Here is a 16,637-nt window from a genome sequence, read left to right as displayed (position 1 = left end):
TACAGCGATCATCGTTACGATAGAGAATGAGATACAAAGACAATTGATCTGTGAGAATATTGCTTCATTTAACCCAGAGATAAATAGTATCGTAAAAGTAAATAATAGTGCAGAAGAAGAAATGATCTCAGCATTGGGTATTAAACATATCATCAATGGCAGAGATACCATTGCTAATATGCTGGCAGAAGAAGCATTGGCATGCCATCTTAAACTAACAGAAGAATAAGGATACGTAAGGGTATCTCCTATTTTTAGAAATACCGTTTCTTATTAATCTTCCTGAGACAGGTTTTCTATAAGTTTCACCATCATCCTAACACCGGCACCAGATGCACCAAAAGGATTCTCTCCCCAGGCATGTTCTACAAATGCTGGACCAGCGATGTCGATATGTGCCCATTTATCTTTGTGGTCTTCATCTATAAATTCAGAGAGGAATTGACCTGCAGTGATAGCACCACCATAACGTGTATTTGAAATGTTGCATACATCTGCTATATCAGACTTGATAGTCTTTTTTAGGTAAGGATTAAAGTCTAAGGCAGTTGCCAACTCTCCTGAACGTTTTGCAGCATCGACTACAAGAGATTTGATTTCATCAGAGTTTCCCATGACACCTGATGTGTAGTGTCCTACACCTACTACACAGGCACCGGTCAATGTTGCAAAGTCGAAAAGATAATCAGCTTTTACTTCCTGTTGTGCATAGCAAAGTGTATCTGCAAGGACTAGTCGACCTTCCGCATCCGTATTACGGATCTCGATCGTTTTTCCATTCTTTGCTACAAGTACATCATCAGGTTTATAGGCGTCTCCACCTATCATGTTTTCTACTGCACCTACAAAGCCATGTACTTCTACAGGTAAGTTCATTTCTGCTACGGCTTTCATGATACCTATGACTGCAGAACCGCCACTTTTGTCTGATTTCATTGTGACCATGAAGTCAGCAGGTTTAAGACTAAGACCGCCACTATCGTAAGTCAACCCTTTACCTACAAGGGTAACCACGCACTTTGCCTCTTTTGGTTTATGTGTAAGATGTATAACTCTTGGCTTATGACGACTTGCACGTGCAACGGCAAGAAGTGTTTCCATTTTCTCTTCTCGAAGTGCTTTTGGCTTAAGGACTTTACATTTTAGACCTGTTTCATCTGCCATAGCCTCAGCAATGTCTGCCATCACGTCCGGATAACAATCATCAGGTGTTGTATTGACAATGTTACGTGTAAAGTTTGTTGCATCAGCGACTATCTGTGCTTTATGTATGACTTCAGAAGCTTTTTCTATATCTACTTTGTAGCCACTATGCTCTTCAAGTGAGATAGAAATATGTTTGATCTTATTCTTACTTTTTTTTGTTTTATAATTTTCAAAAGTGTATGCTCCTAAGATGAAACCTTCCACCATAGAACGAAGAGAATTAGTGCAGTCACTGCTATTAAGGTAGGTTGCTACTTTAATAGACTTATATCCTGTACCATTAAGTGCTTTAATGGCATTAGCCGCAGCAGTTCTAATATCTTTACTGAGTGTCGATTCAGCACCTACATAGAGCCGGTTTTTACTTACAAGCAAACATGTTTCATCCTGCCCACTTTTAAAACCAGCTTTTTTCAATAGTTTTTTATCTTGTACAAAACCATGATCTGTGTTTTTGTCGATAACGATGATGACTTCTATATCACCCTGGATATCTGCTACGGGGAGTTGTGTTAATTCGAAATTCATTCTGTATCTCCTAAATATTAGTTAAATTGGTCTTTTAAAATATCTTTTGCTTGTATCATATCTTTATCACCACGTCCGGAGAGATTGATTAAAATTGTTTTACCTTTTACTTCTTCAGGTTTCATCTTCTTGAGATATGCGACGGCATGTGAACTTTCAAATGCTGGGATGATACCCTCAGCCTGTGAAAGCCATACAAATGCATCCAAGGCTTCATCATCTGTGATATAGTCATAAGTAGCTATCCCTTCATCTTTTAAAAATGAATGTTCAGGTCCTATACCAGGGTAGTCAAGCCCTGCTGATATAGAGTGCGCTTCCTGCACTTGACCATCTTCATCTTGGAGCAGGTAACTCAGTTGTCCATGAAGTACACCGGGACTTCCTTTTGCAAGAGAACAGCCATGTTTAGAATCAAGTCCAAGTCCACCTGCCTCTATACCGATACACTCTACATTCTCATCTTCTAAAAAGTGGTTGAAAATACCAAGAGCATTTGAGCCACCACCTATACATGCAATGACTTTGTCAGGCAGACAGCCTTCAACTGCATTAAGTTGTTGTTTTGCTTCCCATCCAATGATAGACTGAATGTCACGTATCATCATAGGGTAGGGGTGTGGACCAGCAACTGTACCGATGATGTAGTAGGTGTCACGTGCATTAGTTACCCAGTGTCTGATAGCCTCATTCATCGCATCTTTAAGCGTACGGCTTCCAGATTCAACTGCATGTACTTTTGCACCAAGAAGTTTCATACGAAAGACGTTAAGTTCTTGTCGTGCTACATCTTTGGCACCCATAAATATGTCACACTCAAGGCCAAAGAGTGCAGCTACCGTAGCTGTTGCCACACCATGTTGACCCGCACCCGTCTCTGCTATTACTTTTTTCTTACCAAGTCTCTTTGCAAGTACTGCTTGAGCTACAGTGTGGTTTATCTTATGTGCACCTGTATGGTTAAGATCTTCACGCTTAAGATAGATCTTTGCATCAAGCTCTTTAGAGAGGTTTTCAGCAAAGTAGAGAGAAGAGGGACGACCTACGTAGTTTTTATAGTAGTGGTCCACTTCTGCCCAAAAGTCTTCATCAAAACGTACTGCCTCGTAGTCAAGTCTAAGTTGTTCAAGTGCTGGCATAAGCGTCTCAGGGACAAAACGTCCACCAAAACCTACTTGTCCATCTTCAATGCTGCCAAAATGTCCTAAGTCATCTGGATCATGTGGGCTAGGTTTTGGGATATATATTTCTTTATGTAAGTTCATATCAATGTTTCCTTTGTAAGAAGCAAAGCTTCTTACAAATTCCTTTCACTTTTGATTAAAATCTTATACAAGAAAGCTCTAAAAGCTTTCTCGGAAAAGCTTTGCCCTTGGCAAGAGAAAGCTTATAAATTAATTTGAAAGATTATATCCAATGAGAGGTTAGAAATCACCTTATTTGAGTCAATCAACTTTCTTAGATCAAACGATGTAGGCAATCTCAGCCTGTGAGTCAAGTCTCATCGGCGGTCCCCAAAATCCAATACCGCTATTGACATAGATATGGCTTCCATTGGAAAGTTTATGCAGTCCTTTAACATAGGGTTGTTGTAATCTTACCAAATAATCGAAGGGCCAGATCTGTCCACCATGGGTATGTCCGCTGAGTATAAGTTCTGGTGTATAATTTTCAAGTTCCTCTACAAATTTGGGTTGATGGGCTAAGAGTATGGTCTTATAGGCATTGTTACATCCTGAAAAAGCTTTATGTATATCAGGTGCAAGAAAGTTGGTACGGTAACCGATACGATCCGTCACACCTACTACATTGAGCTTCAGTGCATCGATCGTAACATGTTCATTTAAGAGTAATTTTATCTGTGTGGTCTTGATAAAATCAATGAGTTTTAAAGGATTATGAAAATATTCATGATTCCCTAAAATATAATAGATACCATGCTTGGAAGAGATACCATCAAGTTCCTTTACAGTATCTTCTATGTACTCCAGAGCAGTGTCAATAAGGTCTCCTGTAATGAAAACAATATCTGGTTTTAGTGCATTTATTTTTAACACAGAATCTTTAACAAACTCTCTGTCTATCAGTCCACCTATATGAAAGTCACTGATCTGTACGATAGAAAAATCAAAATGATTCAGTTCCACTACATTCACCGCTGGTTTTTTCATCCCCTCATATACTCCTGCACTTACATAGGAAGTAGCAAGTGCCAGCATAGCACCATCACCACTGTTTTTGATGAATGTTCTTTTTGAATGGTCTACATTTTTAAGTGTTTTGTGAAACAGATGAAGTACCTCATGCAGAATCAGATACAAAAGAAGCATAAAAGAGATACCAATGGACAAAGAGAAGAGATAATAGAGAGTATTTTCTATGATATCTGTATATCGGCCTACAACATAGAGAATATTGAAAATAAAATTTAGGCCTAACAGTAATGTAAAGTTTTTTTTAACACGTTCAGAGACTAAAAATTTTTTAATGACTCTTGAGTAAAAAAGATAGTGTATAGAAAAGAAAAGTAGCAAAAAAAGTGAAAAAAATAGATAAACTCTCATAAGACCACCTCATAAATATTTTTGCATTATACTCAATATTGCTTGTGTGTTGGGAAGGGATGTCATTTGATGATGGGATGGTTTTTGTTAATAGTATGTTTTATGTGAAAACACACTACTGATACTAATCTATTTCTAAAACAGAATAGACAGGAGCATCGAAACCTTCACGTCCATTGAGGAACCCAAGTTCCATAATGAAACATGCCTCAACACAATTTGCACCCACTTTATCTATCAGGTTTGCTGCAGCTTTTGCCGTACCACCTGTAGCGATAAGATCATCTATAAGCAGAACGTTGGGATTTTCATTTTCGCCAAAAGCATCGATATGTATCTCTACTTCATCAAAGCCATACTCTAGGCTATATTTCTCAGCCACAGTCGTGTAAGGCAGTTTGCCTTTTTTTCGAACAGGTACAAAACCAACACCCAGTCTATCAGCCAAAATGGATCCAAAGATGAATCCTCTTGCATCAATACCGGCAATAAAGTCTAAGTCATAACTTTTATAACGGTTTGCAAGGTGAGTCATCAGTGTATCAAAAGCATGAGGTGTAGAAAGAAGTGTAGTGATATCTTTAAAAATAATACCTGGTTTTGGGAAGTCTGGAATGTCTCTTATACTTCCTAAGATGATTTCTTTTTCTTCTTTTGTTAATATGCTCATTTTGTTTGACTTCCTTTTACTTTGATTGTGGTGTTGTTTCTCTTCGACTTTTTTAGAAAAAGTAGAGCAAAAAGCGTCGTTCCTCTCGAATCGCTTTGCTTTCAAGGACGTTCGGAACGACAAGGGCACACTTTGTGTGATTAATGGCTAATTGCTTACGCGTACTAGCCTAAATCTGCACCTAAAGAACAACCTTCTATCTTGGCAATACGTCCTGCATGTCTGCCACCTTCAAATTCGGTACTTGCAAAAGTCTCTATCATGTCTTCTATGACACCTTTACCTACCACACGTTCACCAAAGCAAAGGATGTTCGCGTCGTTGTGTTGTCTAGTAAGTTTTGCCGTGTATGTGTCATGGCAAAGTGCAGCACGTATACCAGGAACTTTGTTTGCTGCTATAGAGATACCGATACCTGTACCACAGATAAGTATGCCAAAACTGCCTTTGTCTGACAAGACAGCATCTGCACATTTTTTTGCAAAATCTGGGTAATCTACTCTGTCTGCAGAGTCTGGACCAAGATCGATGATCTCATGTCCCAAAGATCTTACATAATCTTTAACATAGGCTTTAAGTGCATATCCTGCATGATCTGTTGCAATGTAAAATTTTTTCATCTGTTTCCTCTTATTCTATAGGCTGTTCTTTTTGGATAGACTCGATACGTCTTCCTACGCGTCCCCAACGAACTGTAAAACGTTGTTTATTCCAAAGATCTTCACACTCTTGTGTATCGATGGCTATATCACCACATAAACGTTTAAGTCTTGCATTGTCTTTGCCACTGCCATATTCATCACCATTGAGCACACTCTCATATGAACGATGCTCTAAACTCATATAGTTCAGCCAAGGTTTTCCTACGATAAGTTTATACGGTACAGCACCCCAAAAACGGCTGTCATTAGAGTTGTCACGGTTATCACCTATCATATAGAAGTGGTCTTCATCTACTTTAGTATAGAGTGCATTGATACCTTTTCCTGCAATTTCATGTGTTGGTGCATTCAAACCATCTACATATACTGGTATCATATCAATCTCTTTGTTATATGCGTAGTAACGTAAAAGACCCTCAAAGATACTGGCACCTTCGGGTGCATACTGTATGCCTGGATATTTCATCATATAAGGATTTTCCACCCAAAGTTTACCTCTGAGTGAGACGATCTTATCAGCAGGGTAGTTAGCCTTCATATACTCCGCACCTTCATGGAAATGTATAAGCAGTTTTTCATTTGCATAAAGTATTTCATCTCCACCCACTGCAACACAACGCTTTACATAGTGTATTTTGTTGTTTAAAGGATAACGGAAAATAACGATATCTTCTCTTTGAGGTCTAGGACCTTCTATAAGGTGGCCATTTCCATAAAAATCTGGCAAGATAGGGATCTCCAACCAAGGCAGATGAGGGGTAGGGATTCCATAGGAAAACTTTTTAGCAAACAAAAAGTCACCGATCAGCTGTGTCCTTTTCATCGAGCCTGATGGGATCACAAAAGACTGTGCAACAAAAAAGATGAGAAAAAGTACAATAATGATCGTCCCTGTCCAAGAGCCTGCAAAACGGCCAGAAGCCTCTATAAAACCTTTCATTATGCTCTAGCTTTAGCAGATTTAAGTGTATTGCTCAAAAGCATTGCTATGGTCATCGGTCCGACACCACCAGGTACCGGCGTGATATAAGAACATTTTGGACTCACATTTTTAAAGTCTACATCTCCTACAAGTGATCCATCCTCTATACGATTGATACCTATGTCTATCACGATAGCACCTTCTTTCACCATATCTTCCTTAATAAGTCCCGGAACACCTACACCCACAACTACTATATCTGCTTTACTCGTATGTGATTTGAGATCTTTTGTATAGATGTGTGTGATAGTCACAGTTGCTTCTGCATTGAGAAGGAGGGAAGACATAGGTTTACCTACGATGTTACTTGCACCTACTACACACACATCTTTTCCTCTGAGGTCTATGTTGTACTCTTCAAACATTTTCATAACGCCAAGAGGTGTACAGGCTACAAAACTGTCAAGTCCTGTCACCAAACGACCTACATTATAGGCATGAAAACCATCCACATCTTTTTTTGGGTCTATTACTTCAAGTATCTTGTCTGTATCTACATGCTTAGGTAAAGGGAGCTGTACCAATATACCATCTATACGAGGGTTATTGTTCATCATCTCTATCGTTGCTATGATCTCATCTTGGCTGATCGTATCAGGCATGCTGTGTGTGATAGAGTAAAATCCTACATTTTCACAAGCTTTTGCTTTCATTTTTACATAAGCATGACTTGCAGGATCATCACCTATGAGGATAACTGCGAGCCCGGGAACGATATTTTTTTCTTGTTTGAGTTGTGCTACTTCAGTAGCTACAGTAGCTTGCACTTTCTTGGCTAAGGCTTTACCATCGATGAGTTGCATAGAGTGCCCTTATATTTTTTATTGTATTATATCAAAAATACTTTAGGCAACGCCGATTTGCCCGGTTATGGAGTTAACGTTTATGTTATCATGAGACGATTATGGATGCTACTACCTTTTATGTTATGGGGACAAGAAGATTTCATTTCTCACTATGAGTATGGCGAAATGCTCTATGCAAATCCTAGGGGAGTGAGCTGTGCTGAGTGCCATGGAAAAAGTGGTGAAGGTCAAACCATCGTTGAATTCAGAGATATACATGGTAAACAAGCCTTAAAAGGTTCAGACATACGTAAAGATTCACTAGATGATATGATAAAAGCAGTCAACAATTATCATAAAATTATGCCTCGTTATTATCTGACAGATGAAGAGGTTAAAGCTATTTATGATTATCTGCAAAAGAAAAATGAAGTGTATCTATCAAAATTTACAGAGACTAACGGCACACAATAATTGGTTATAATTATCCTCATACTATAATAAAGGATGATTTATGAAATTCACGACATCTCTTAGTCTACTACTTTTAAGTGGAAGCTTTAGTTATGCTTCCTCTCTTTCCGTGTACCAGGACAAAACTTTTTACAACTTTACTCCTAAAAATAATTTTATAGGCTTTGCACAAGATGTGACAGCAAAGTGTGAGGGGACAACTATACCGCTTTTAGCGAAGATGGATTGTCCTTCAGATGATAGATTATGTCAAATTTTGACCAGTCTGAAGAATTCAGAACAAAAGGTGCAAGCAGTTCAGGCGAATAGTAAGTTTTTAGGACAACTTGCCTCACTTCCTCAACCTACTTCTGTTGATGCCAATACATTGATAGAATCAGCAAAACAACTAGGAGAAGAGCAGGCAAGGCTTTTAATGCAAGAAAAGCTATTGAGTGAAGAAGTACAGATCAAGCAAAGAAGATTTCAAAAACAGTCACCTTCTAAGCAGGCATTAGGCACTGAACAAACATGCAGTAAAGAGACAGAACTTACTATTCCTTATGGGTATGTCTCTTTTTCTACGGGATATGAAGCAAAGATACAAAATGAAAAAGAAGTAACGGTAACTCAATATCTTTCCATAACAAACAGAAGTGGTATAGATATTGAAGCAGACAATGCAATGTTTTATTATCGATCAGCAGATCAATACGTGCATCCGATTCATTTTCGTCCATGGATAGTCAGTAAGCATGAACCAAGACCTCAAATTGTATCGAAAAGAGCTAAGGCAAAAAGTACAAGAATGGATATGGCTATGATGTCGGAACAAAGAGTTTCTGCACCGGTAGTTTCTTATGAAGATGCCAGAGAGTATAAGATAGAAAAACTTGTGTTTCCATCAACTGGTGTACCCTTAGATGTCAAAGTGCTGACATGGAATGCAGCACTTTCTTGTGAAGTACGTGCGTACCCCTATACAAATACTAAGGCATTTCATGTTTGTTCTTTTGAACCAAAATATCAAATAGACAGCAACCAATGGAAAGTAAAGTCTACTCATGAAGTGATCAATGAAAATGCAGCAGGAGAGTACAGAGGTGGAACATATGATCTTTACACAAAAGTAGAAGAAGATATAAAAATACAACGTAAACCCATAGTAAACAAAGAGCGTGAAACAGGTATATTTGGTGGTACTGCACGGAAGAAAGACGGTTTTAAACTTACTATTATCAACAAATCTGACAAAGCAAAAACGCTCACACTTATAGAGCGTATACCTACATCCACAACTGAAGAGATCAAATCAAAACTTTTAAGTATCAATTCTACGAAGAAAGTAAACTATAAAATGCTTAAAGACGGACAAATAGAAATGAAGCTTTCATTAGCACCACATGAAACAAAGAAAATAGAAGTACTGTTTGAAATATCGTATGATAAAGATTTAAAAGTGAATTATTGAAAGAGGAAAAATAAAGAGGGGGATTTAATTTGCAGGCATTAAGCCTGCAAGCCACTACTAGAGTGGAGTTACGTTCTCAGCTTGTGGGCCTTTTTGACCTTCACCAACTTCAAATGTTACTGCTTGACCTTCAGCGAGAGTCACACGACCACCACCTTCGTTATTAACTTGACGGAAGTGTACGAATACATCATCTCCACCATTCTCTTGTTGAATAAATCCATAACCTTTTTCATCGTTGAACCATTTAACAGTTCCGTTTACTAATGCTGCCATTTTTTGTACCTTTGGGTAATAATTTTCACTTAAAATTTAAGTGGAATCCAAATCAGAGAGAAGTCTTTCGGGTCTAGCAATAACACTTAACACACGATAGATGAACTCGAACCTCATCTTTCATCATAGATATTGTAGCCTATTTTTAAACTTATAAGCTTATTTAAAATAAATATATTTATTTATCATATAATTTATAAGCGTCCCATTTTACGAATGGGGATGACTAAGGGTACAAAATGGACTTTCCATGTTGTCCAACGACTCATAAATGGGAAAGATTCATGGCTTAGATCTATCACATTTTTATAGTAAACAGGTTGTGCATCGGAATCTAGATCTTTTAACATGCTGCTTAGTTTTTCCGTATTCATACCATAAACTATTTTAAGTTTCTGATCATAGCCTTGTGTAGCTAAAACATTCAGTACTCTGTTGTCTTTTAGAACAACTTGGAAGGCATATATGAGTGTATTATAGTAGACTTTTACTACACGTTTTGCATCAAAGATAATGCTTATCGTCCTTGTAGTTGTAGGTTCAAACTGATATTGCAGATCTGTTAGAGCCTCTTCATACATAACAATACTTCCATCATCTAAACGCAATAGCTTCTGTGTGAGGAAAAGTGTACTGAAGTTCTCTTTGTGCTGTTTAAGTTGTCTACCATGTACCTGTAGATGTGAATCATTTATTTGAAGGTTGAGTTGTTCATTTTTATAAGAGATATTTGAAGTGGCACAAGCACTTATCAAAAAGATAAGCACGATTGAAACCAATAGTTTTTTGATTTTAGTGATCATATTATTTCTGTTAATTTAAAAACAATATTGTTGAATTCTTTAGCAGCTTTTATAGCTACTTTCTCTGCTTCGTCCTTAGAGTCACTGTATAAATGCAATAACTCTTTTTGTTTTTCTGCCCAGATATCCTCACTTTCCATTTTTGCAAGGTGTGCTTTTAGCGTTGCTATATCCAGCTCCTCTTGCACATTAGTTGAAACTTTATAGGTAAATTCATGTGTAATATCTTTGAGATTTTCAATTCTATCGCGAGCCTCCATCATGCCTAAGTGCCCTTTGAGTTCTACCTGATCTTCAAAGTGATTGTAGGCGTCTTTAAGTGTACCCTCTACAGCTGATAAATGTTTTTTTAAATCAACCCAAAACTCACTAACATCTTCTGTGAAGTCTTCACTACGCTCTTCTATATTTTTCTCAATCTTTTCCAATGATCTCTTAGACTCTTTGATAATTTCTTTGAATTCTTTTTCCATTTGTTGATCCTTTTAAATAGAATATAGTAATTATTATAACATTTTTTGTAGTTAATATTTTGAGCATATTGTGGGAAAATATCGAAGTTATTGTAATAGTTAATCTCCTCAAGAAGTCTTGTTTTCTTACTAACATTAACTTGTTTTTATTTGTATTCATGATAATATTGTTAATTCTATACAATATTTGGAGGGAAAATATTATGAATATCATGAAAAAATTTAAAATTGGATTAATGTTTATTGTGGGAGTTTTTACTATAAACCTAGAAGCGAATCCTGAGTTGGGAAGACAGTATGACATGGCATGTAGTGCTTGTCACTCACAAGTGCCAGCACTCAATGATATGGGGTTAAGTTTTCTAAGAAATGGATTGAGAACATCTAAGTTTGATACAACAGCATTAAAGAGTTTCATTGATTCTAACAGTTCAAAACGTTTTTATCCAATCGGTGCCATGATTGGAGTATCTGAAAATTCCAAGAGTGACAATATCAACACAGTAACAAAACTTTATTTGACAGGTAGTCTTACGGATTCTTTGTCTTTATGGGCTGCATCAAAAGAACAGTTTAATCCTGATAAGGATGACCAGAAGCTATTTGAATCAGGCAATTCTCAATTATATTTCCAATACAATATCCTAGAAGCAAAACATGCCATTAGGGTAGGACTTTTCTCACCATTGACACAACTGGGTAATGTTCATAGAAGTATGGGACATTCAGGGCTACATGGAGGAGAAGGCCATGGAGTGAACTATTTCTCACCTTTGGATCGTGCCAATGTTAATAAGATAAAGGGAGCGGAGTACTCTTATCTATTTGATAATAACGTTCTACTTCTTGCTTCATATGGTGAACAGGTGAAGGGCCATCATGGCAAGGGTCATGCTTATTCAAGAGAAGATGATAATGATGCTTTTTTAGCTGGGGTGACATACAGAACAGAATCAAGCTATAAAGTGGGCTTGATCTACAACCATACGGAGGTTCAGGGTGATACCTTTTATTCATTGATATTGCCTATAGAAAAGGAGTTTACTATATTCACTTGGAACTCCTCTTTAGTTTATGCCAATGATTCAAGTGATGATTATATTGGACTTGAAAATGCATTTACATTCCCTATGCGTGATATGGAACATGTAAAGGTGATATTTAATGTAGATAATGATGAATTTGATAACAATAATTTCGGTTATTCTCTAGGATACACGAAGATTTACAATATGTTCTTTTTTGAAGCTGTAGCATCACGGGTAAATACAGAAGCTTATAGCAGTAGTATATTGAGAGGTTCTGTTCAGCTTATATTTTAAGCTGATGTAAAAAGGCTATAGTTAATAGCCTTTTTATTTAGATCTATATTTATATTATTTTTTATTCTTTGTCTCCAGCCACTGACTGAATGGAACAAATTCATCTATATGTTTTGGTTCTGTTTTTATGATATCAGCAAAACTTTTTACACCCATTGAAAGCAGGTATTGTAAGTTATCATCAAAAGTTGCATTTCCCATCACAAATATTCTGTCTTTATGTACTTCAAACATATATCCACCATTAGGTATAGGTGACATCGAGAGTGTTACAGTATAATGATCCTTGATGATACTCTCTTTTTTCGAATACATAAGTCCTATATTATATCCTTCTGTCGCAAAACCTTGAATGGCTACGACCAGTACTTTTTGTTCACCTTCTTTAGAAGAATTAAAGATGTTTATAATATCTTTAATGGTGGAGTACCCCGGTATCTTTTCAAGCAATGACTCAAAGAAATCTGCAAGTCTTGTTTTCATGAAGTGACCAATAAAATACAAGATAAGCAAGAAAATTCCTATGACCAATATAAGCCATAAAAATTGATTATTTTCAGGTGTAAATCCTACAGTTTTAAAAACAACACCTACCAATAAGTCTATCTTACCGTAGAGCCATAGTATCAGAACCATGATGATAACTACGGGTAAAAGTCCGAAGACTCCTTGTATAGCAGTATTCAGAAAGTGTTTTAATGGATTATTGTTATTCATTTGTTTAATTCCTCCAACCAGATTTCAACATCTGCATCACTGGCCATTTTCCAGTCTGCCCTTGGACTTAAGGAAATTGTACCTACCTTAGGTCCATCTGGCATACAAGAACGCTTAAACTGCTGGGTAAAGAAACGTCGTAAAAAGAGTTTGAGCCACTTGGTGATGCTCTCTTCATCATATTTACCCTCAAACGCCAAACTTGCTAAGAAACGTATCTTTGTTGGCTTTGCTCCATACTTAATGAAGTGATAGAGGAAAAAATCATGCAGTTCGTATGGACCTACAATGGCTTCAGTTTCTTGGACTATCTCGTCCTCTTCATGAGGGAGTAGCTCTGGGCTTATAGGTGTGTCAAGTATATCATCAATGATATCTGCTATAGATTCATTAGATTTGTAGTACTCTATGACATACTGTATGAGGGTTTTAGGTATGCCTGAGTTAAGGGCGTACATACTCATGTGGTCACCGTTGTAGGTAGACCATCCCAAAGCTATCTCGCTAAGATCACCGGTACCGATGACAAGACCACCTTCTTTGTTTGCCATATTCATGAGTATCGAAGTTCTTGCTCTTGCCTGTACATTCTCATATGTGACACTATGCTCATCTTTGTCATGTTCTATGGCTTCAAACTCTTTGAGAGAGATATCTGTGATATCTACAGTTTTAAGCGTGATACTTAAGGCTTCACAAAGTTGTACTGCATTTGACTTTGTACGACTTGTTGTACCAAACCCCGGCATCGTTACCGCAATGATATTTGCAACATCCCAATCCATCATCTCAAAAGCTCTGTGTGTAGAGAGCAGGGCAAGTGTAGAGTCAAGTCCACCCGAGATACCTATAATGACTTTCTTGATATGTGCATGGTTCATACGTTTGATGAGCCCATGGGCTTGTATATGGACGATCTCATCACATCTGTGTTTTTTCTCTGCATAACGTGAAGGCACAAATGGCATAGGGTTGATACTGCGTTCAAGTTTACTGATACTTGGCAGTGCATCCACCTTGATGACATGTGTCTTTTTACGTCTTCCGTCAGAGTAGCTGGACTCATTGAGTCTAAGCCATCTTAAACGTTCCAAGTCAACATCTGCGGTTATAAGATTACTTTCAAGGCTAAAACGCTCATTTTGAGCCAGTGTAGAACCATATTCACTAATGATTGCATGACCACCAAAGACCGTGTCTGTTGTAGATTCACCCACACCAGCAGAAGAGTAGACATAAGCAGCCATGCAACGGCCACTTTGCGTACGTACAAGCTCTTCACGATACTCATGTTTTCCTATGAGTTCATTACTCGCAGAGAGGTTAAAAATGAGGTTGGCTCCATTATTTGCCATATGGTTGCTTGGAGGAGTAACAGCCCAAAGGTCCTCACAGATCTCTACACCAAAAGTCATATCATTAGAGTCTGTAAAAAGAAGGTCAACCCCAAAAGGTATTTCATTATTCAACAATTCAGTTGTCGTTCTGGTGATATCTCTTCCACTGATAAATTGACGTTTTTCATAGAATTCTTTTTTGTTTGGCAAGTAGCTTTTAGGCACTATTCCCAAAATTTTACCACACTGTAGCACTGCTGCACAGTTATAGAGTCTATCCGCTTCAAGTACAGCCATACCGATGATAGCAATGGTATTGATATTTTCTATATTTTTTAATATATAGCTAAGTGCTTCATTTTGTGAAGCTATGAGAGTTTGGTTTAGTAAAAGGTCACTAGCAGTGTATCCTGTAAGCGTTAGCTCTGGAAATACAACGACACTAACCTCTTTCATATGCGCTTCTTGGATGAGCTTTATGACTTCTTCGGCATTTTGAGCAGGGTTTGCTACTGTGGTTTTGTTAACAGCTGATGCAACTCTATAATATCCAAACATCAAACACTCCATTATTATTAAATAGTGTCACGGTGAACGCCCTTGAAAGCGAAGCGATTCGAGAACCGTGACGACTTTTACCTACTTTTCTAGAAAAGTAGAGAAGAACTCCAAACTTTATAATAAAGCCAAAGATCTTAGATCCCCGTGTCAAGCACGAGGATAACGAAACCCATTATGCTTTTGAAGCAAGCACTTCAATACTAACGATGTCATCATTTTGATCGATGTTATCTAGTACCATGAAACTTTCAGTGTCATCTTCTTCGATCGCACCAAATACAGTGTGAACGCCATCAAGGTGAGGTGTTGCAACAAAAGTAATGAAGAACTGGCTTCCACCTGTGTTAGGTCCGGCATGTGCCATAGAGAGTGTTCCTCTTCTATGTGGGTGTGTGCTTGTATCTGTTTCACAATCTATCTGCCATCCTGGACCGCCTGTTCCTGCCATAGCTGGATTGTCTTTAGAATGAGGACAACCACCTTGAGCCATAAACCCAGGGATCACTCTATGAAATTTTAGACCGTTGTAGAATCCTGTTTCTGCAAGGTGAGCGAAGTTTGCTACTGTGTTAGGTGCATCTTCTGTGTAAAGTTTAGCCCAAATAACACCTTTTGAGGTAGTAAATTTAGCGTAGTTGTATGTATCCATAACGCTTTGAACAACGTCATATCTTTTTGATTCTTTTCCAAACATGTGTGTTTAGTCCTTATATATTAAAATTAGGATATTATTATACCACTAAAATATAAGAGGTTTGAACCATGGAACTATGTGTAGCACTTGATCTGCCATCGGCTAAAGAAAACTTGGCTCTGGCAGAGTCACTTAAATCATATAATGTTTGGATGAAAGTTGGATTTCGTGCCTACATTCGTGATGGTAAACCTTTTATTGAAGCGTTAAAGGCTATCAACCCTGATTTCAAGATATTTTTAGACCTCAAACTTTATGATATTCCCAACACTATGGCAGATGCAGCTGAAGAGATAGCGAAGATTGGTGTAGATATGTTCAATATCCATGCATCTGCAGGGGCAGTGGCTATGAAAACGGTTATGGATAGACTCTCTACTTATGAAAATCGTCCACTAGTACTGGCTGTTACTGCACTTACTTCTTTTGACGAAGAGAACTTCCAGAGTATCTACGAAAAAAGCATAAACGAGAAAGCAGAGCAGTTTGCAAAAATGAGTTATGAAAATGGTTTAGACGGTGTAGTGTGTTCTACATTTGAGAGCAGAGCGATCAAAAATGCAACGTCTGAAAAATTCTTGACACTCTGTCCAGGTATAAGACCTTTTGGCGAAGATGCCGGAGACCAACAGCGTGTAGCAACACTAGATCTTGCAAATCAAGAGGGTGTAGACTACCCTGTAGTAGGAAGACCTATCTACAATCACTGTCATCCTCAAGATAAAGTAGAAGATATTTTAAAAGTAATTGCTACTTTTTAATCTCTTTCTTCGGCTTGGTCATATCGACAGCATTATCCATACCTTGCATCATAAAATAGCCACCTATGGCAAACATTATAAGTACAATAATTGGTGTAAGTTTTTTTAACATTTTAGAACCTTGATTATAAATATATTATGTAATGATAATCAGTTTTCTGGTGATTTTCCTAAAAAATAATATAACTAAGTGAAAAAAAATTAATTTAGAAATAATTGAGGTTATTTTAAGCTTCTATTTAACCCAATGTTATTATAATCTCATCCACAAAAACACATGGACAGTTGGGTGAGTTGGCTGAAACCACATCCCTGCTAAGGATGCGTACTCGTAAGGGTACCGAGGGTTCGAATCCCTCACTGTCCGCCACT

At 37.6% G+C, this 16,637-nt stretch carries 19 protein-coding genes and 1 tRNA gene; 6 read left to right on the top strand and 14 right to left on the bottom strand.

What is annotated here, in order from left to right:
- Positions 1-229: NAD-binding protein (locus tag ABZC96_RS02675; protein ID WP_373028893.1), on the top strand; the 229-nt coding region annotated here is incomplete at its 5' end.
- A gap of 44 nt (positions 230-273) precedes the next feature.
- Here the strand turns inward: ABZC96_RS02675 and ABZC96_RS02670 are convergent.
- The 7 genes from ABZC96_RS02670 to folD form a co-directional block, all read right to left on the bottom strand.
- Complete coding sequence (locus ABZC96_RS02670; protein ID WP_373028892.1) at positions 274-1,734, bottom strand: leucyl aminopeptidase; 1,461 nt, start codon at positions 1,732-1,734, stop codon at positions 274-276.
- Positions 1,735-1,751: 17 nt separating this feature from the next.
- Complete coding sequence (gene trpB, locus ABZC96_RS02665; protein WP_373028891.1) at positions 1,752-2,999, bottom strand: tryptophan synthase subunit beta; 1,248 nt, start codon at positions 2,997-2,999, stop codon at positions 1,752-1,754.
- Positions 3,000-3,197: 198 nt separating this feature from the next.
- Positions 3,198-4,298, bottom strand: coding sequence for a metallophosphoesterase (locus tag ABZC96_RS02660; RefSeq protein WP_373028890.1), 1,101 nt, complete (start codon positions 4,296-4,298; stop codon positions 3,198-3,200).
- A 124-nt stretch (positions 4,299-4,422) separates the two neighbouring features.
- Positions 4,423-4,968: an adenine phosphoribosyltransferase gene (locus ABZC96_RS02655; protein WP_373028888.1), complete on the bottom strand. Its 546-nt coding sequence runs from the start codon at positions 4,966-4,968 to the stop codon at positions 4,423-4,425.
- A gap of 164 nt (positions 4,969-5,132) precedes the next feature.
- On the bottom strand, positions 5,133-5,588 hold the full coding sequence (gene rpiB / locus ABZC96_RS02650; RefSeq protein WP_373028887.1) for a ribose 5-phosphate isomerase B: 456 nt from the start codon (positions 5,586-5,588) through the stop codon (positions 5,133-5,135).
- A 10-nt stretch (positions 5,589-5,598) separates the two neighbouring features.
- Positions 5,599-6,570: a signal peptidase I gene (gene lepB, locus ABZC96_RS02645; RefSeq protein ID WP_373028886.1), complete on the bottom strand. Its 972-nt coding sequence runs from the start codon at positions 6,568-6,570 to the stop codon at positions 5,599-5,601.
- Positions 6,570-7,415, bottom strand: a complete 846-nt coding sequence (folD, locus tag ABZC96_RS02640) for a bifunctional methylenetetrahydrofolate dehydrogenase/methenyltetrahydrofolate cyclohydrolase FolD (protein ID WP_373028884.1) — start codon at positions 7,413-7,415, stop codon at positions 6,570-6,572. The genes lepB and folD overlap by 1 nt, the downstream gene beginning before the upstream one ends.
- Before the next feature lie 90 nt (positions 7,416-7,505).
- Between folD and ABZC96_RS02635 the strand changes: the two genes are divergently transcribed.
- Together ABZC96_RS02635 and ABZC96_RS02630 are read left to right on the top strand one after the other, a co-directional pair.
- Entirely contained in the window at positions 7,506-7,871 is a 366-nt protein-coding gene (locus ABZC96_RS02635; RefSeq protein ID WP_373028883.1) for a cytochrome c, read from the top strand.
- Positions 7,872-7,911: 40 nt separating this feature from the next.
- Positions 7,912-9,321 (top strand): DUF4139 domain-containing protein, encoded by a 1,410-nt coding sequence (locus ABZC96_RS02630; protein WP_373028882.1) that lies wholly within the window; start codon positions 7,912-7,914, stop codon positions 9,319-9,321.
- Positions 9,322-9,378: 57 nt separating this feature from the next.
- Here ABZC96_RS02630 and ABZC96_RS02625 read toward each other — a convergent pair whose 3' ends face one another.
- The 3 genes from ABZC96_RS02625 to ABZC96_RS02615 form a co-directional block, all read right to left on the bottom strand.
- The gene (locus ABZC96_RS02625) at positions 9,379-9,597 is read right to left on the bottom strand and encodes a cold-shock protein (protein WP_223890844.1); all 219 of its coding nucleotides are present in this window, start codon (positions 9,595-9,597) and stop codon (positions 9,379-9,381) included.
- 194 nt (positions 9,598-9,791) lie between these two features.
- Positions 9,792-10,400, bottom strand: a complete 609-nt coding sequence (locus ABZC96_RS02620; protein ID WP_373028880.1) for a hypothetical protein — start codon at positions 10,398-10,400, stop codon at positions 9,792-9,794.
- Positions 10,397-10,873 carry a hypothetical protein gene (locus tag ABZC96_RS02615; RefSeq protein ID WP_373028879.1) on the bottom strand — a complete coding sequence of 159 codons (477 nt, stop codon included), beginning with the start codon at positions 10,871-10,873 and terminating at the stop codon, positions 10,397-10,399. Before ABZC96_RS02615 ends, ABZC96_RS02620 begins: the two co-directional genes overlap by 4 nt.
- A gap of 203 nt (positions 10,874-11,076) precedes the next feature.
- Between ABZC96_RS02615 and ABZC96_RS02610 the strand changes: the two genes are divergently transcribed.
- A complete protein-coding gene (locus tag ABZC96_RS02610; RefSeq protein ID WP_373028877.1) occupies positions 11,077-12,195 on the top strand; it encodes a hypothetical protein in 1,119 nt (372 codons plus the stop codon).
- Positions 12,196-12,249: 54 nt separating this feature from the next.
- Here the strand turns inward: ABZC96_RS02610 and ABZC96_RS02605 are convergent, their stop codons facing one another.
- The 3 genes from ABZC96_RS02605 to ABZC96_RS02595 all read right to left on the bottom strand — a co-directional run bounded on the left by ABZC96_RS02605 (position 12,250) and on the right by ABZC96_RS02595 (position 15,504).
- Positions 12,250-12,912, bottom strand: a complete 663-nt coding sequence (locus ABZC96_RS02605) for a DUF502 domain-containing protein (protein WP_373028875.1) — start codon at positions 12,910-12,912, stop codon at positions 12,250-12,252.
- Positions 12,909-14,807, bottom strand: coding sequence for an NAD(+) synthase (locus ABZC96_RS02600; RefSeq protein ID WP_373028874.1), 1,899 nt, complete (start codon positions 14,805-14,807; stop codon positions 12,909-12,911). Before ABZC96_RS02600 ends, ABZC96_RS02605 begins: the two co-directional genes overlap by 4 nt.
- Before the next feature lie 175 nt (positions 14,808-14,982).
- On the bottom strand, positions 14,983-15,504 hold the full coding sequence (locus ABZC96_RS02595) for a peptidylprolyl isomerase (protein ID WP_373028873.1): 522 nt from the start codon (positions 15,502-15,504) through the stop codon (positions 14,983-14,985).
- 68 nt (positions 15,505-15,572) lie between these two features.
- Here ABZC96_RS02595 and pyrF point away from each other — a divergent pair, with 68 nt between their 5' ends.
- Complete coding sequence (gene pyrF / locus ABZC96_RS02590; RefSeq protein ID WP_373028872.1) at positions 15,573-16,265, top strand: orotidine-5'-phosphate decarboxylase; 693 nt, start codon at positions 15,573-15,575, stop codon at positions 16,263-16,265.
- On the opposite strand, the gene ABZC96_RS02585 is transcribed toward pyrF, so the two are convergent.
- On the bottom strand, positions 16,255-16,377 hold the full coding sequence (locus tag ABZC96_RS02585; protein WP_373028870.1) for a hypothetical protein: 123 nt from the start codon (positions 16,375-16,377) through the stop codon (positions 16,255-16,257). The genes pyrF and ABZC96_RS02585 overlap by 11 nt on opposite strands.
- A gap of 167 nt (positions 16,378-16,544) precedes the next feature.
- Here ABZC96_RS02585 and ABZC96_RS02580 point away from each other — a divergent pair.
- Positions 16,545-16,635: transfer RNA gene (locus ABZC96_RS02580), tRNA-Ser, on the top strand.
- The last annotated feature ends 2 nt before the right edge of the window (positions 16,636-16,637 follow it).

This window comes from Sulfurovum sp., assembly GCF_041551015.1.
GTDB lineage: Bacteria > Campylobacterota > Campylobacteria > Campylobacterales > Sulfurovaceae > Sulfurovum.
This window is presented reverse-complemented; position numbering and strand designations above follow the sequence as displayed.

Excerpts from the sequence above, each read along its gene's own strand:
- rpiB (WP_373028887.1), bottom strand. The coding sequence starts at position 5,588 with ATGAAAAAATTTTACATTGCAACAGATCATGCAGGATATGCACTTAAA.
- ABZC96_RS02655 (WP_373028888.1), bottom strand. The coding sequence starts at position 4,968 with ATGAGCATATTAACAAAAGAAGAAAAAGAAATCATCTTAGGAAGTATA.
- pyrF (WP_373028872.1), top strand. The coding sequence starts at position 15,573 with ATGGAACTATGTGTAGCACTTGATCTGCCATCGGCTAAAGAAAACTTG.
- ABZC96_RS02615 (WP_373028879.1), bottom strand. The coding sequence starts at position 10,873 with ATGGAAAAAGAATTCAAAGAAATTATCAAAGAGTCTAAGAGATCATTG.
- ABZC96_RS02585 (WP_373028870.1), bottom strand. The coding sequence starts at position 16,377 with ATGTTAAAAAAACTTACACCAATTATTGTACTTATAATGTTTGCCATA.
- ABZC96_RS02605 (WP_373028875.1), bottom strand. The coding sequence starts at position 12,912 with ATGAATAACAATAATCCATTAAAACACTTTCTGAATACTGCTATACAA.
- folD (WP_373028884.1), bottom strand. The coding sequence starts at position 7,415 with ATGCAACTCATCGATGGTAAAGCCTTAGCCAAGAAAGTGCAAGCTACT.
- trpB (WP_373028891.1), bottom strand. The coding sequence starts at position 2,999 with ATGAACTTACATAAAGAAATATATATCCCAAAACCTAGCCCACATGAT.
- lepB (WP_373028886.1), bottom strand. The coding sequence starts at position 6,570 with ATGAAAGGTTTTATAGAGGCTTCTGGCCGTTTTGCAGGCTCTTGGACA.
- ABZC96_RS02620 (WP_373028880.1), bottom strand. The coding sequence starts at position 10,400 with ATGATCACTAAAATCAAAAAACTATTGGTTTCAATCGTGCTTATCTTT.
- ABZC96_RS02670 (WP_373028892.1), bottom strand. The coding sequence starts at position 1,734 with ATGAATTTCGAATTAACACAACTCCCCGTAGCAGATATCCAGGGTGAT.
- ABZC96_RS02595 (WP_373028873.1), bottom strand. The coding sequence starts at position 15,504 with ATGTTTGGAAAAGAATCAAAAAGATATGACGTTGTTCAAAGCGTTATG.
- ABZC96_RS02635 (WP_373028883.1), top strand. The coding sequence starts at position 7,506 with ATGAGACGATTATGGATGCTACTACCTTTTATGTTATGGGGACAAGAA.
- ABZC96_RS02630 (WP_373028882.1), top strand. The coding sequence starts at position 7,912 with ATGAAATTCACGACATCTCTTAGTCTACTACTTTTAAGTGGAAGCTTT.
- ABZC96_RS02625 (WP_223890844.1), bottom strand. The coding sequence starts at position 9,597 with ATGGCAGCATTAGTAAACGGAACTGTTAAATGGTTCAACGATGAAAAA.
- ABZC96_RS02610 (WP_373028877.1), top strand. The coding sequence starts at position 11,077 with ATGAATATCATGAAAAAATTTAAAATTGGATTAATGTTTATTGTGGGA.
- ABZC96_RS02600 (WP_373028874.1), bottom strand. The coding sequence starts at position 14,807 with ATGTTTGGATATTATAGAGTTGCATCAGCTGTTAACAAAACCACAGTA.
- ABZC96_RS02660 (WP_373028890.1), bottom strand. The coding sequence starts at position 4,298 with ATGAGAGTTTATCTATTTTTTTCACTTTTTTTGCTACTTTTCTTTTCT.